Genomic DNA, 14,259 nt, shown 5'->3' with positions numbered 1-14,259 from the left:
TCTTACAAGGAGAAGATTGCGGCTGTGGCAAGCCAGGCGGCATAGGCAAAGGCTGCGACGACGCCGGAAACGATGATGACCGAGACGATGGCGGTCAGCGTCCCGACGAGTATCCAGATCCCGTCCCGCTCGATCAGCCCCAGCGCGAGAATGGAGATCGCGATCGCCGGCAGCATGTTGCCGAGCGGAATGGGCAGGAAGAGGATGATGGCGAGCAGCAATACCATTGCGCCGACGAGATATTCGGCCGGCGGCCGCGCCAATATTTCGAGCCGCGGGCGCATCAGCTTTTCCGCCTTGCCAAGCCAGGGCCCGACCTTGATCACCACCTTTTCGAAGTCGGTGCGGGCAAAAGAGCGATCGGCGATGATGCGCGGCAACCATGGCGACCGCCCGAGCATCAGTTGGGCGCCAAGGAAGATCAGCGGCGCGCCGAGGACGCCGGAAACGCCGGGCGGCACGGGAATGGTGTTGGGCACCGCGAAAATGAACAGCAGCGCCGCAAGAGCGCGATGGTCCAGTTCCCGGAGGAGATCGCGAATGAAGATGCGCTCGCGGTCCGGTTCGGAGGCGATGCGCAGCAGGGTGGCCGAGAGGCGATGATCGTCTCGAGACGGCACATCACCCTCGGCGAGACTTCGACTGGGGTCGGGCATGTTCGCCTAAAACTCCATGGCGGCGCTGCCGCCGCGCCGACCGAAACAACACGTCATGTATCGTCTCCGTTCAATCAAGGGTCGCGGCAAGCCCGTTTGCTGCCGCAAGAATGGCGTCCGGCTCGGCCTTGCTGACGAGGACATAGGCCACCTCGTCGATCTGCCAATGCGCCAGGGTCGCATCGCCGTTCGGGGCTGTCGTTGGCTCGATCGTGACGAAATCGCCCGGCCGCGCCGCAAAGATCGACGCCCGCCCGAGCCCACCGGCATCGATCGCCATTTCAACGCTGGGGCCGAAGCGAGAGGGATAGACCTGCACATCGGTCACCACCCAATCATCGGGCAATGTCGGCATGATGATGGCCGTGGCTGAAAGCAGCTCGTCCCGGTCATATTCCGGCGCCTCGAGCTGCGACACCATCACGGCGCGCACCTGGCTCACCGCGTGCGCCTCGAGCGCGGCTTCAAGATAGCCCGGCCTATCGGGTTTGAAGACCGCAGCAGTCATCGCCGCTCCGCCCACCGCGCCCGCGGCCAGGAGAAAACAAGCGGCCAATGCCGGCCTTAATTTATTCAAGACCATGCGCCGCGCCATCGCCCGCTGCAGTCTTAGCGCAAGGCTCGTTGTTGCAGGATCGGGCGTGCCGTCAGCGTCGGTCGCTGCCATCCGCAGCGCATGGATGATCTTGAGCTCTTCCATGATGCGAGCAGCCAAAGCCGGTTCCTGCGCGAGATAGGCTTCCACCTCGATCTGCCGCGCCGGCGCGAGCTGATTGTCGATATAGTAGGCCAGTTCCGTTTCGCTGATCGGTTCACGCGCCATCCGAACCTCCCACCACACGCAATCGTCGCGAGCGCTGGTGCTCGCGTTCACGCAGGGTTTGCCGCGCCCGCGACACGCGAGACAGCACGGTGCCCTCCGGCACGCCGAGTATTTGCGAAGCTTCGGGATAGGTCAGGCCCTCGATCCCGACGAGATGGAGCGCTTCGCGCTGTTCCTCGGGCAGTTCGAGAAAAGCGCGCCGCACTTCGGATAGTCGCACCGCGTCTTCCTGGCTCGCCGGCGCAAAATCCCGATTGGCCGGAGCGCTCGCCGCATGCCGGATGCGCACCAGGCGCGAGCGAACGCCATCGACATGCAGATTGTGGAGGATCGACATCAACCACGGCCGCATCGCCGCGCCGGGCTTGAAATCAGCCCGGCGATCATAGGCGCGGGTCAGCGTCTCCTGCACCAGGTCTTCGGCGTCCTCGCCCCGACGCGTCAGCGCCAGCGCATAGCGCCGGAGATCGGGAATATGGTCGGTTACCTTGGGCAGCTTGGCGATCATGATGGATCATATACGCGCAATGCCCCCAATCCCTTCCCGAGCGCATGGAAATTTTTCCACTCGATCGCCTAGCCCGCGGCAAAGCTCGAGTCACGATCCTGCGGCCGCACGAGGCCGACCATGCGCCACGCCGCGACCAGCGCCATTGCCGCGACAACCGCGCCGAGCACATAGACCGGGATGATCGCGACCTTGACGTCGCTGGCCGAGACCGCGGTCGCAAGCCCCGCCGCATTGGCCGCAACACCGGCCAAAGCCGCACCGATCGCATTGCCCGCCGATTGCGTCGTCGGCAGTAGTGCCGAGGTCCGATCGCGCTCGGCATCGCTCGCCGCTTCCATCATCGTCAGGCTCAAATAGCCATTGTGCAGCCCAAAGCCTGACCCCGTCACCATCTGGCCCAAAACCACCAGCGCCACCTGGTCTAGCTCGAGCCCAGCCAGAACCAGCAGCAGCCCCAGGCCGATCATGGCCGGGCCGATGCGAATAAGGGTCTTGCGCGTTTCCTTGCTTTTGACATTGGCGACCGTGATCGAGCTCGCGCTCCAGGCGACGGCCAAGACGGCGGCAAGCGCCCCAGCCGCCGTAGGCCCAAAACTCCACATCTCCTGCACGACAAGCACGAGATAGACGGCCGAGCCGGCCCCCGCGATATTGATCAGCAACACGGCCCAAAGCCCGCTCCCCACCACAGAAGAGAACCGGAAGGCATCGGGCGGCATCAGCCGCGTCGCCGAACGCCCGTCGAGCCAGACGGAGCCAACGAGCAGCACGGCTGCGCCAATCAGCAGACCGGTGGCGGGCAAGGGCGCGACGACCGCCGCCAGTGCGACGAGCAAGATGCCGCTGCCGATCAATCCGAGCCTTATCCCGGGAAAGCCGATCGCCTCGGCGCCCTCGCTGACGCGCGCCGGCACTTTGATCATCACCATGCTCGCAAAGATCAGCACCAGCGGCACATTGACGAGAAAGGCCGCGCGCCAGGAGACGAGTTCAGTGAGAAGGCCGGCTGCCGCCGGGCCACCAAAGGCCGCGACAGCCCAGACCGTCGCCTGGAGGCCAAAAACTTTGGGCACGAGACGCGAGGGGAAAAGTTCAGGGATCAGCGCAAAGCAGATGGCAGATACCACGCCCTCGCCCAACCCCTGGATCGCCCGGCCGACGAGGACCTGCGGCATCGACGTTGCCGCTCCAGCAATCAGCGTTCCGATCAGGAACACACCGGCCGACAAAAGAAGCGCATTGCGTGCGCCGAGCCGCCGCTTGAGCAGCGCCGCGCCCGACCCGCCAACAATGGCAAAGACCAGGAACAGCGTCAGCGCCCAGGAAATCAGCGCGACGCCACCCAATTCCTGCACCGCCGTCGGCAGCGAAATGGAGGCGAGGAATGCATTAAATGCGAGGAGCGCAACGCCAAGACAAAGGATCAGCGTCACCGTCGCATAGCGCGGCGTGAATATCTCGCCCCAGCGACCTTCGACCGTATCAGACATGGCGGCACCTCGCGTCAAACCGGCCGGTTCATCGCGCAACCAAGCGCGCAATCCCGACTCTGGTGAATTTTCCAAGTATTAGCTTTGAAAACTCTTCTCGCTGCTCTGTCAAGCAGCATGCTGCCTATTTTATGCCCAGCGCCGGCCAATTCGGGCGCGCGCCACAGCGCGGCCTTGTCGGAGCCCTCGATCGACTAACCGAAAATTACGGACTTTTCGCAAAGGTGAGCAGCGAGCATTTCGGAAGTAATCAATGACCCGTTGGAGCAGCCTCGGTCGGTGGCAGGCAATCGGCATCCTGGCCTTGGCAGGATGCTTCATGCGGCTCCTACTCGCGGTTGCCGCGACAGTGCCAGTTTCCCCAGAGAATATCTCTTCCTCCGGCGATGGCGATCTCGCCCTTTTTCGCCGCATCGTCGCCGAGATGCAGGGCGGCGCGTCCTACTATGCCGCCGCGCACCACCAATTGGTCACGAGCGGCTACGGCACCCAGTCGGTCTTCAATTGGCGCTTGCCGGGCCTGGCCTTTATCCTGAGCGTCCTACCATCCCTCGATATCGGTCAGTGGATACTTATCGCTATCGCTGTCCTTGCGGGCAACATCATGGTCTGGGTGCTTAATCAGCAAGGCGGGTCGAGGTTGGCAGCGCTCGGCGCTCTGGTCATGTTGCTCAGTTTGGCCGGCGCCTTTATGCCCGGCACGGTGCTGCTGAGCGAACTTGTCGCGGGCATTTTTGTGCTGCTATCGGTCGCTTTTTATGGTTCTGGCTTTCGCCGCGCGGGCTTGGCCGCTGGCGCGGTAGCGCTTTTTGCGCGCGAATTCGCCGGCGTCTATATTCTTGTGTGCATTTGGCTCGCATGGCGAGCCCAACGCTGGCGCGAACTGTCAGCCTGGGCGGCCGTGCTCCTTGTCTATGGCGCCTATTTCCTGTGGCATTATGGCCAGGTGCAGTTGCACGTGACCGCCGCCGATAGAGGCTATGCCGAGGATTGGATCCAGTTTGGCGGCTTGAGCTTTGTCTTGGCGACCTCGGCCTTCAACGGCTTTTTCGCCCTCCTGCCCACGCCGGCCCATGCGGTCCTTTTGCCGGTGGCCCTGCTCGGTCTTTTGGCGTGGCCAGGGGAGACGGGCGTGCGGGCCAGTTTGACCGTGCTGGCGGTCATAATCGTCTTCGCTGTCGTCGGAAAACCCTTCAATACCTATTGGGGCCTGATCTATACGCCGCTGCTCTCGCTCGGCCTCGCCTGGGCGCCATGGGCAATCGCAGATCTCATGCGCGGCGCCTTAGGCCGACGCCGCACTGAACCGCAGATAGGCTGAGTTTTTTGAACTGACGCTCCGCGCCTACTGATACCCGTAGGATTGCAGCAGGAATGTCGTGCCCAACATGCCGCCAAAACCGGCAACGGCGCAGGCGAGGGCAATGAGGTTTCCAAGCGGCTTCATGCGCTTTTTCTCGGCATCCCGCATCAGCACTTCGGTTCGCTCGCCAAGGATCAGCAGCGTCAGGCCGAAAACGATCAGTGGGCCAACCAGAAATGACGCGAGGGACCAGGTGCTGATCTCCGGAACGCCCTCCTGCGCGAGCCTCAGCCGATCAAAAATCGTCGGCCAGGAAATGGCGCCACCAGCCAAAATGCAGGCGAGCCCCGAAAGCCGGGCTTTGAGGTCAGGATTCATCGGCGTCTCCCAAGCAGCATCGAATGATGCATCACCAGGAAAACAATAGCCTCAGCATTTTAGCTTTGGGAGATCAAAATTATCCCCTCGATAACCGAGGTTACAAAGCCGTCTCGCGTTCCTGAGCCTCATCGGCGCATCCTCTTTTCCGTTTTCCAACAGTGACCCTTCCGCCACAGGCGGGCTTCACTCTTTTGCGAGTGATTGCTCCTGTTAAGATTTCATGAGTAATGAATTTTAGGACTAGGCCGCGAATCTCCCGGGATTTACGGCCTTTCCAGTGGAATAGGAGTAACTATGCGGAAGCTTTTGGTCAGTCTCGTTGCCCTCGTTGCAGCGGCGTCCCTCGGCCAGCCAGCCATGGCCCAGCAGGTGGCAAGTCTTGCCGTCCAGCCGGTTGTCATCGCGCCTCCGCAAAACGACCTCGCCCGCACCATCAAGGCCGGCCTTTCCGCTGCCTATGGCGCTGCTAAGCCCGGCACGCTCGGCTACGAAGACGCGCAAAAGCTCTACTATCTCTATGGCCAGCGCCATTTCGATCCGATCTGGCTCAACGATGCCGGCAGCGGCAAGATCACCTTCTCGCCGGCCGCCGAAAAGATCATTTCGCTTTTCAAGGATGCCGGCAGCGAAGGCCTCAGGCCCAGCGATTATCTCACCGCCGATATCGACCTGACCCGCGCATCGAGCACCGACCCCACCGCCTTGGCTGGTCTTGAAACCGCCTTTTCCGGCGCGGTCATGCGCTATGCCAATCATCTCTACAATGGCCGCATCAAGCCGCAATCGGTCAGCGAAAATCTCGATATCGAGGCAAAGCCCATCGATCAGGCAGCGCTGCTCGAACGGCTGGCCAAGAGCGACGATCCCGCCCCGATCCTCGCCGAGCTTGAACCCAAGCATCCTGAATTCCTCGCGCTGAAGGCCGCGCTTGCCACGTTCGATGACAAGCCAGCCGACCGCCCGGCCCCGATCGCCGATGGCCCGGTGCTGCGTCCTGGCGGCACTGATGGCCGCGTCGAAGCCATTCGTGTGCGCTTTGAAATCCCGTCCACGGGCACCGATGTTTACGACGACAGTCTCGTCGCCGCCGTCGAAAATTTCCAGCAAAGCGCTGGGCTTGAAGTCGATGGCATCATCGGCCCCGCAACCATCGCCGCCTTCAATGGTGGCAATGCCACGCGCCGCGAAGATATAATCGCCAATATGGAGCGCTGGCGCTGGATGCCGGCCGATCTCGGCGACTTCAACGTCTTCGTCAACATCCCCGAATTCCGCCTGTCGATCATGCGCGGCGGCAAGGAAGAATATACGACCCGCGTCGTCGTCGGCGCCACCAAGAACCAGACCCCAATCTTCTCGGATAATATCCGGCACCTGGTGGTGAACCCCTATTGGAATGTGCCCTCGTCCATCGTGCGCGGCGAAATTGCGCCGGCCGTCTTGCGCAATCCCGGCTATACCGACAGCCACAATATGGACCTCCTCTATAACGGCTCGCCGGTGAGCCCCTGGCAGGTGAACTGGTCGCAGGTCTCGACCACCAATTTCCCCTTCAAGATCCGCCAGCGTCCCGGCGCGGGCAATTCACTGGGGCAGATCAAATTCCTCTTCCCCAACAAGCACGACGTCTATCTCCACGATACGCCGTCCAAGTCGCTCTTCGCCCGCTCGTTCCGCGCCTTCAGCCATGGCTGCATCCGCGTCGAGAACCCGTTCGAATTTGCCGATGCGCTGATGGCCAATGAGCCGAACATTTCGCGCAGCTCGCTCGAAGCCATGTTCGGCCCCAATGAGCGCTGGGTGAATCCGGAAAAGAAAATCCCCGTCCACCTCGCCTATTTTACACTGCGCGTTTCGGCTGACGGGACCATCCGGTCCTATGGCGATGTTTATGGACACAACGAAGCGCTGATCGCCGCCATGGGCCTTGCCCCGGCGGCCGAGACGCCCATTGTCGCTGAGGCCGAGAGCATTCCGAACGACCTCTCTCCATAACCGATCCATGCCCAATTCGGGCTTCGGGCGCACTCGGTGCTAACGGACTGTTAGCATTTTCGCCTTGGTTGCGCCCGTTTTTGCCCTTATTACTTTGGGTGTGAGGGGGCTCCTGGGAGCCAAGTTCACACCTGGTTAGCGTTAATCAAATCGTTCGATTTTAGCGCTACCATCAAACGATACTGGCATTGAACCGGGCAGAGTTTGGCGTGACGGGTCTTTCCTTTTTCAAGCGTAGCCGCGTGCTGCGTACATGCGCAGCATTGGCTGTAACCCTTTGTTTGGGCGGCATTTTTGCCCTTCAACCTGCTGTGGCTGCAAGCGAGCGCGCGCTTTACATCTATTATACGCACACCAAGGAAACCGCGCGCATCGTCTTCAAGCGCAACGGTCAATTCGTGCAGTCCGGTCTCGACGAGCTCAATTATTTCCTGCGAGACTGGCGCCGGAACGAGCCGACCAAGATGGATCCCCGCCTTTTCGACCTCGTCTGGGAAGTCTACCAGGAAGTCGGCGCGACCCAACCTATCAACGTGGTCTCGGCATACCGTTCGCCGGCCACCAATGCCATGCTGGCCCAGAATTCCTCGGGTGTTGCGGACAATTCCCAGCACATGCGCGGCAAGGCCATGGACTTCTTTATCCCCGGTGTGCCGCTCGCCAAATTGCGCGCCACGGCGATGCGCAAACAGGTCGGCGGCGTCGGATTCTATCCCACGTCCGGCAGCCCCTTCGTGCACCTCGACGTCGCTTCCGTCCGCGCCTGGCCACGCATGACCCGCGCCCAGCTCAAGGAACTGTTCCCGGACGGCCGCACCATGCACCTGCCGAGCGATGGTAAACCCTTGTCGCAAGAGGGTTATCAGGTCGCCATGGCCGGCTGGAAACAGTGCCACGCCTATCCTTGCAACGGCTCGTCTTCCGGCACCATGGTCGCCGATTCTGGCGGCAGCAGCGGCAAGTCCTTGATGGACGTACTCTTTGGTGGCAACAAGCAGGCCAATACCCCCGCTCCCGCGCCGGTCGCAGCACCAGAGCCAGCACCCATGCAGGTCGCCTCGGTCGCACCGCAAGCCGCCACGCCGAACCTCGCCCCAATTCCCGCCCAGCGCCCGGCTAGCATGACCGTTGCTGCGGTAGCGCAAGAGGCCGTCGCGCCCGTTCCTGCGGCTCCACCGGCCATCCCCTTCTCGACCGTCGGCAGTGCTCCGCTCGACGCCGCAGAACTGGTCGCCGAAGCTGTTGCGCCGGTGCCCGCTATGAAGTCGGAAACCCTCCGCGTTGCAACTGCCGCAGCACTCCCGGCCGGCGATGCGGTCACCGCTCTTGCTGCGCTGACGGATGTGCCGATGCCCATGCCGCCGCCGCAAAACAACGACGCGACGGTTCTGACCGCCTATGCGCCGAGCACGGCGCGGACCATTCCCAATGGTCTTGCAGCGCCTGTCATCGCTTCGCTCAGCCCCTCGACAACCGGCGGAATTCCGCCGCATCCAGCCGCTCGGCTGCCGATCCTCTCGTCTGTCGAAACACCGATGCCGACTGAGTTGACGACGCTTCCTACGTCCGAAACCCAGATGGCAAGCCTATTCTCCGGCACGTTCAGCGCCGCGGAGACCGCGCGCCAGTCCGACCTCGTCGCTGCACTCGCGACCCATGTCGGCAAGCCTGTGGCTGCCGAGATGCGCGCCCCGGACCTTGTCGCTCCCGATTTCGAGCATGTGGCCGATGTTTTTGCAGCCCCCGCGAGCCTCTCGTCGAACCATTTCGCCGTGATCTTTGATCGCGACGAAGCGGATTTCGATCCCACACCGGAAATGGGCCGCTACACCATCAAGATGGGTGCCGGCGACGACACCACTGCCTTGGGCCATGCCCGTTTCGCCCCCGTCGCCAACTAATCTGGCGGCTGGGGTCGCAAAGACGCCACTTTATAGGTTTCCAAGCGTTCTCTGTAATCGGCAAGTCTAATTGCCGGTTCTTGCATTGGCACGACCGCAAGCCTAAAGACTTCCTGTTGCCGCCGCATCCCATGGAGCCCCGCTTGGCCGAGAAGCCGCAAACCCCTTTGCTTGACACGGTCAATACGCCGGCCGATCTGCGCGCGCTTCCCCGCGAGGAATTGCGCCAGCTTGCTGACGAATTGCGCGTCGAGATGATCGACGCGGTCTCGGTAACCGGTGGACATTTGGGGGCTGGTCTCGGCGTCGTCGAATTGACTGTGGCGCTCCACGCCGTCTTCGATACGCCGCACGATCGCATCATCTGGGACGTTGGCCACCAGGCCTATCCGCACAAGATCCTGACCGGCCGCCGCGACCGCATGCGCACGCTGCGCCAGAAGGATGGGCTGTCCGGCTTCACCCGCCGCGCCGAAAGCGAATACGATCCCTTCGGCGCCGGCCATTCCTCAACCTCGATTTCCGCCGGTCTCGGCATGGCGGTCGCGAGCGAACATCTTGGCATCAAGCGCAATGTCGTTGCCGTTATCGGCGATGGCGCGATGTCCGCGGGCATGGCTTATGAAGCCATGAACAATGCTGGCGACATGGACGCGCGGCTCGTCGTCATTCTCAACGATAATGACATGTCGATCGCCCCACCCACGGGCGCGCTCCGGGCCTATCTCGCCCAGCTCGTCTCCAGCCCCGCCTATCGCGGCACGCGCGACGCGGCCAAGTCGATCGTCAGCAAGCTCCCCAAGCCGCTACACGAACCCGCACGGAAGACCGAAGAATTCGCCCGCTCGTTCTTCACCGGCGGCACGCTCTTTGAGGAGCTTGGATTTTATTACGTCGGCCCGATCGATGGTCACAACCTCGATCATCTGCTGCCGGTCCTCGAAAACGTGCGCGATATGGAAGCGGGACCGGTCCTGATCCACGTCGTCACCAAGAAGGGCAAGGGCTATGGCCCGGCCGAAAGCTCGGCCGACAAGTATCATGGCGTCAGCAAATTCAACGTTATTACTGGCGCCCAGACCAGGGCGCCGTCCAATGCGCCGTCTTACACCAATGTCTTTGCCGAAACCCTGATCCAGGAAGCACAGAACGATCCGCGCATCGTCGCCGTCACAGCGGCCATGCCGACGGGCACCGGCCTCGATAAATTCGCCGAGCTTTTTCCCGATCGTATCTATGATGTCGGCATTGCCGAGCAACACGCGGTCACGTTTGCAGCAGGTCTTGCCAGCGAAGGCATGCGTCCTTTCTGCGCCATCTATTCGACCTTCCTGCAGCGCGCCTATGACCAGGTGATCCACGACGTCGCGATCCAGGGCCTCCCGGTGCGCTTCGCCATCGATCGCGCCGGCTTTGTCGGTGCCGATGGTCCGACCCATGCCGGCAATTACGACAATGCCTATCTTGGCGCTGTGCCCGGGATCGTGCAGATGGCCGCAGCCGACGAGGCCGAACTCCGCCATATGGTGGCGACGGCCGCCGATTATGACACCGGACCGATCACCTTCCGCTATCCACGCGGCGATGGCATGGGCGTCGATATGCCGGCGCGCGGCCAAATCCTGCCCATCGGCAAGGGCCGTATCCTGCGTCAGGGCAGCGCCATCGCGCTCCTTTCATACGGTACGCGTCTGGGCGAAGTTCTTGCGGCAGCCGACAAGCTTGCTGCTTTGGGTCTCAACCCAACAATTGCCGATGCGCGCTTCATGAAGCCGCTTGACGAAGAGCTGATTGCCAAGCTGGCCCAGACCCATGATGTGCTGGTCACGACCGAAGAAGGCGGCCTCGGTGGCTTCGGCAGCCATGTCGCGACTTTCCTCGCGAGCAATGGCCTCCTCGACGGCAAGCTGCGCTTCCGACCGCTGATGATCCCGGATCGGTTCGATGAACATTCGAGCCAGAACGACATGTATGCGGCCGCGGGCCTCGATCGCATTGGCATAGTCGCCACTGCCCTCACCGCGCTTGGCTATGATGAAGCCGCCATGAAGGCCGCTCTCGCCCAAGCCTGATCCGAGACACATTCAGCCAACAAAAAATCCCCGCTCGCGCGGGGATTTTTGGATTGGGGGAGTCTTGCGCTTTACTTCCAAGTGAAGGCGCGCGTCACGGCGTAGTTGAACACCGAGCTCATGATCGCACCCGAGAGGCCAGCGATAAAGGTCTGATGATCCCACTGGTAGATCGCATTGGCGACCGAGATATTGGCGATGCCGCCCAGCGCACAAATCGCGCAGAAGCTGAGGAAGCCCGTAATAAGCTTCGGGCCTTTGAGCTTGCGATCGGCATAGGTCAGGTTGTTGTTGAGAACGAAGTTCCAGGCCATGGCGATCAGGGTCGCCGCGATCTGGGACACCACAAACCCCTGGGCCAGCACCGAGGTGAAGAAGCCCAGCGTAAGCAGGTGAACGACGACACCCGTGCCGCCAACCAAGCCAAACAGCAGGAAGCTTGGTGGCAAGGCGCCACCCGTCATCTTTGAAAACCAGAGGCCGAGATACTGGATGACCACCAGCGGGTTCATCTTGCTTTCGCCAGCATGGCGCGGGCGGAACGTGTAGGGGACTTCGGCGATCTCAAGCGGCTTGCCCATGCGGGCAGAGGTTACAATGAGATCAATCAGGATCTTGAAGCCGTCGCTGGCCAGTTTAGGTGCTGCCGCAAGGGCTGCTTCGCGACGGATAAGGAAGAAGCCGCTCATCGGATCGCTTACAGCCTGGCCGGCGATCATGCCGGCAAGCTTATTGGCAAAATTGCTGCCCGAAAGGCGCGTGGCGCTGAGGCCATCGCCGGCAGACCCGCCTTCGGCAAAGCGCGAACCGACGACGAGGTCGGCACCGGAAAGAGCTTCGGCCAGCATCAGCGGCAAAATGGATTCGTCGTGCTGGAGATCGGCATCGATCACCGCAACATAGGGCGCAGCCGTAACCGCCATGCCTTCGACGCAGGCCGAGGCCAGACCACGGCGGCCAAAACGGCGCAGACAGCGGATATTGGCGTAAACCCGGCTCAGTTCATTAACGACGTCAGCCGTGCCATCCGGGCTATCGTCATCGACGACGATCATCTCCCAAGGCGTGTCGCCGAGTGCAACGGCGACCTTCTCGTACAGCAACTCGACATTGTCCCGCTCATTGTAGGAGGGAACGATGACGGCGAGCTGTGGGGGGCGGAAAGTTTGCGCGGTTTCGACGCGGACGTCTTCAAGCGAACCGTTCGACATTTACTGGAGCACTCTGGCTTCGGGCATCCAGCTTAAAAGCACGCCTCGCACGAAAAGTTGCAAAGAGATATTTCATGGCAGGGTTGCATGGGCCGCAGATGTGATAACCGGCTCTTTATGCAATTTCAGGCATGCTTCCATGGCAGGAGAAGCCATGTTTCCGCCTAGTCTCGATCTCAAGCAGGATAGGCCCACGGCTCTCCTGCTGCTTTTGCCGCTGCTTTTTGTTCTCAGCGGCACCCTCATCCGGTTTTTAGCCTTTCGTTACGCGCAGCCGGATGCAGATTGGACCAATTATTTCGGCGCTCTCTGCCGCTGGGATTGCGGTTGGTATGTCCGCATGGCCGAGACTGGCTATGACACGTTTCCCATTCCCTCACGTATCAATGCCGGCAACTGGGCGTTTTTCCCGTTCTACCCCATGCTCGTTGGGCTCGTCGCCAAAATCATTCCCCTGCCGACCATTGTTCTTGCGAGCCTATTGTCGATCCTCACCGCCTATGCGGCGGTCGTCGCAGCCTGGCCGCTCCTCGGACGCAATATCCGCGCCTACACGCTTTATGCGGCCTTCATGCTGTCAGGGCCCGTCTCCTTCTATTTCACGACCTTTTTCACCGAGGTCATGTATGTGCTGCTGACGACGCTGGTTTTTCGCTTCCTCGGCCGCTCCGATTATCTCGGCGCTGCCGGCGCCGCTGCGCTTTTATCGGCGACCCGCATCGTCGGCGTCTTTGCGTCGCTCTCGATCGGCGTTCAGGCTCTGATGGATTATCGAAAGTCAAAAGGCACATGGAAGGGCGTGGTCCCCGGGCTTCTAGCCCAGCCGCGTCTGGTCCTTGCCATCTTCATCGCGCCCCTCGGCTTTTTCACCTATGTAGCCTTCCTCAATTATTGGGTCGGCGATGGGCTTGCCTTTAGTCACACCCAGCGCGCCTGGGGCCGGATGGTCGCCAATCCCGTGGTCTATCTCTGGGAAGGGCTCAACAAGTGGCCGGACAATGGCGCACTGTTCAGCAATTCACAGATCCTCGCGCTCGCAGCCATTGCGGGGCTGATCGTCACCGGCATCCTTGCCTGGCGCCGCCAATGGCCCGCAGTGGTGTTTTGCCTTTTCTGCATCATCATTCCCCTCGCGGCAGGGCTTGCGTCCATGTTGCGCTTCATGACCGCCATGGCGCCGCTCACCATCACGGTCGCGACGCTGCTGGCGCGCCAGCGCGTGGTGTTCGCGCTGAGCTTTGTCGCCATCATCGTCAGCGCCTGGTTCGTTACGCTGGCCTGGTTGGGAGGCAATGTTGCGCTTGTCTGAACGCTCTCCCGCCACCCTCGGCGCTTACGCGCTGGCTGCACTGATCGCGCTCTTTGAGCTTGCCATCCTCTGGCAGGCGCTCCACCCCAACGTTTCCGACGATTATCGCGCCTACTACATCGACAAGACGACCACCTGCCTGCCTCAGCCGGTCGCAGCGAACTACACGCTCGGCACCGAACTCGATTTCCGATCCGGCGGCGATGACACGCGCGAATTGCGGCCCTGCGGCTGGGATGGCCCGGCAGGCGACGGCATGCATTCCATCGGCCAGACCTCGCGCCTTCGCTTTGCCGTTGGCCCCGCGCAAAACCTGACGCTGATGGTGGAATTGACCGGCGTGACCCTGCCCGGCCCGGCGCAACAGCGCGTGCTGGTTTCGGCCAATGGTGTGGACTTGGGAGAATTGATGGTGAAGCCCGCAAAGACCGAGCGCTTCACTATCGCCATCCCGGCCGATACCGTCGGCGATAGCGGGTATCTCGACGTCAAATTCGATTACCCTGACGCCATCAGTCCGGGCAATCGCATCTCGAACACCTATTGGCGTAGCGTCAAACTGAGCATTTTGCAGCTTAGCCCGGCCGATCCGGGCTAAGCGAAAATC

12 protein-coding genes are annotated in these 14,259 nt (G+C 61.6%); 6 read left to right on the top strand and 6 right to left on the bottom strand.

Annotation, left to right across the window (positions count from 1 at the left end; translation table 11 throughout):
* Positions 1-2: 2 nt before the first annotated feature.
* The 4 genes from ASG47_RS04790 to ASG47_RS04775 all read right to left on the bottom strand — a co-directional run bounded on the left by ASG47_RS04790 (position 3) and on the right by ASG47_RS04775 (position 3,480).
* Positions 3-656: an exopolysaccharide biosynthesis protein gene (locus ASG47_RS04790; protein ID WP_061907608.1), complete on the bottom strand. Its 654-nt coding sequence runs from the start codon at positions 654-656 to the stop codon at positions 3-5.
* 70 nt (positions 657-726) lie between these two features.
* Positions 727-1,479, bottom strand: a complete 753-nt coding sequence (locus ASG47_RS04785; protein ID WP_061907607.1) for an anti-sigma factor family protein — start codon at positions 1,477-1,479, stop codon at positions 727-729.
* The gene (locus ASG47_RS04780) at positions 1,469-1,987 is read right to left on the bottom strand and encodes a sigma-70 family RNA polymerase sigma factor (RefSeq protein WP_061907606.1); all 519 of its coding nucleotides are present in this window, start codon (positions 1,985-1,987) and stop codon (positions 1,469-1,471) included. Before ASG47_RS04780 ends, ASG47_RS04785 begins: the two co-directional genes overlap by 11 nt.
* A gap of 68 nt (positions 1,988-2,055) precedes the next feature.
* Positions 2,056-3,480: an MFS transporter gene (locus tag ASG47_RS04775; protein ID WP_061908063.1), complete on the bottom strand. Its 1,425-nt coding sequence runs from the start codon at positions 3,478-3,480 to the stop codon at positions 2,056-2,058.
* A 253-nt stretch (positions 3,481-3,733) separates the two neighbouring features.
* On the opposite strand from ASG47_RS04775, the gene ASG47_RS04770 reads away from it, so the two are divergent.
* On the top strand, positions 3,734-4,801 hold the full coding sequence (locus tag ASG47_RS04770) for a hypothetical protein (RefSeq protein ID WP_061907605.1): 1,068 nt from the start codon (positions 3,734-3,736) through the stop codon (positions 4,799-4,801).
* 24 nt (positions 4,802-4,825) lie between these two features.
* Here ASG47_RS04770 and ASG47_RS04765 read toward each other — a convergent pair whose 3' ends face one another.
* Positions 4,826-5,161 carry a hypothetical protein gene (locus ASG47_RS04765; protein ID WP_061907604.1) on the bottom strand — a complete coding sequence of 112 codons (336 nt, stop codon included), beginning with the start codon at positions 5,159-5,161 and terminating at the stop codon, positions 4,826-4,828.
* 297 nt (positions 5,162-5,458) lie between these two features.
* Between ASG47_RS04765 and ASG47_RS04760 the strand changes: the two genes are divergently transcribed.
* The 3 genes from ASG47_RS04760 (at position 5,459) to dxs (ending at position 11,132) form a co-directional block, all read left to right on the top strand.
* The gene (locus ASG47_RS04760) at positions 5,459-7,159 is read left to right on the top strand and encodes a L,D-transpeptidase family protein (protein WP_082511574.1); all 1,701 of its coding nucleotides are present in this window, start codon (positions 5,459-5,461) and stop codon (positions 7,157-7,159) included.
* A gap of 209 nt (positions 7,160-7,368) precedes the next feature.
* Positions 7,369-9,060 (top strand): DUF882 domain-containing protein, encoded by a 1,692-nt coding sequence (locus ASG47_RS04755; protein ID WP_244487041.1) that lies wholly within the window; start codon positions 7,369-7,371, stop codon positions 9,058-9,060.
* Between the two features lie 143 nt (positions 9,061-9,203).
* A complete protein-coding gene (gene dxs, locus ASG47_RS04750) occupies positions 9,204-11,132 on the top strand; it encodes a 1-deoxy-D-xylulose-5-phosphate synthase (RefSeq protein ID WP_244487040.1) in 1,929 nt (642 codons plus the stop codon).
* 71 nt (positions 11,133-11,203) lie between these two features.
* Here the strand turns inward: dxs and ASG47_RS04745 are convergent, their stop codons facing one another.
* Entirely contained in the window at positions 11,204-12,343 is a 1,140-nt protein-coding gene (locus ASG47_RS04745) for a glycosyltransferase (RefSeq protein ID WP_061907600.1), read from the bottom strand.
* A 154-nt stretch (positions 12,344-12,497) separates the two neighbouring features.
* On the opposite strand from ASG47_RS04745, the gene ASG47_RS04740 reads away from it, so the two are divergent.
* Both ASG47_RS04740 and ASG47_RS04735 read left to right on the top strand, forming a co-directional pair.
* Positions 12,498-13,652, top strand: coding sequence for a hypothetical protein (locus ASG47_RS04740; protein ID WP_061907599.1), 1,155 nt, complete (start codon positions 12,498-12,500; stop codon positions 13,650-13,652).
* On the top strand, positions 13,645-14,250 hold the full coding sequence (locus ASG47_RS04735; protein ID WP_156463995.1) for a hypothetical protein: 606 nt from the start codon (positions 13,645-13,647) through the stop codon (positions 14,248-14,250). Before ASG47_RS04740 ends, ASG47_RS04735 begins: the two co-directional genes overlap by 8 nt.
* The last annotated feature ends 9 nt before the right edge of the window (positions 14,251-14,259 follow it).

The organism is Devosia sp. Leaf420 (genome assembly GCF_001425445.1).
Classification (GTDB): Bacteria; Pseudomonadota; Alphaproteobacteria; order Rhizobiales; family Devosiaceae; genus Devosia.
The sequence above is the reverse complement of the archived record's forward strand: the minus strand, read 5'-3'. Positions and strand labels throughout refer to the sequence as shown.

Coding starts and splice junctions, on each gene's coding strand:
- ASG47_RS04745 (WP_061907600.1), bottom strand. CDS start 12,343: ATGTCGAACGGTTCGCTTGAAGACGTCCGCGTCGAAACCGCGCAAACT.
- ASG47_RS04770 (WP_061907605.1), top strand. CDS start 3,734: ATGACCCGTTGGAGCAGCCTCGGTCGGTGGCAGGCAATCGGCATCCTG.
- ASG47_RS04740 (WP_061907599.1), top strand. CDS start 12,498: ATGTTTCCGCCTAGTCTCGATCTCAAGCAGGATAGGCCCACGGCTCTC.
- ASG47_RS04775 (WP_061908063.1), bottom strand. CDS start 3,480: ATGTCTGATACGGTCGAAGGTCGCTGGGGCGAGATATTCACGCCGCGC.
- ASG47_RS04780 (WP_061907606.1), bottom strand. CDS start 1,987: ATGATCGCCAAGCTGCCCAAGGTAACCGACCATATTCCCGATCTCCGG.
- ASG47_RS04765 (WP_061907604.1), bottom strand. CDS start 5,161: ATGAATCCTGACCTCAAAGCCCGGCTTTCGGGGCTCGCCTGCATTTTG.
- ASG47_RS04760 (WP_082511574.1), top strand. CDS start 5,459: ATGCGGAAGCTTTTGGTCAGTCTCGTTGCCCTCGTTGCAGCGGCGTCC.
- ASG47_RS04790 (WP_061907608.1), bottom strand. CDS start 656: ATGCCCGACCCCAGTCGAAGTCTCGCCGAGGGTGATGTGCCGTCTCGA.
- ASG47_RS04785 (WP_061907607.1), bottom strand. CDS start 1,479: ATGGCGCGTGAACCGATCAGCGAAACGGAACTGGCCTACTATATCGAC.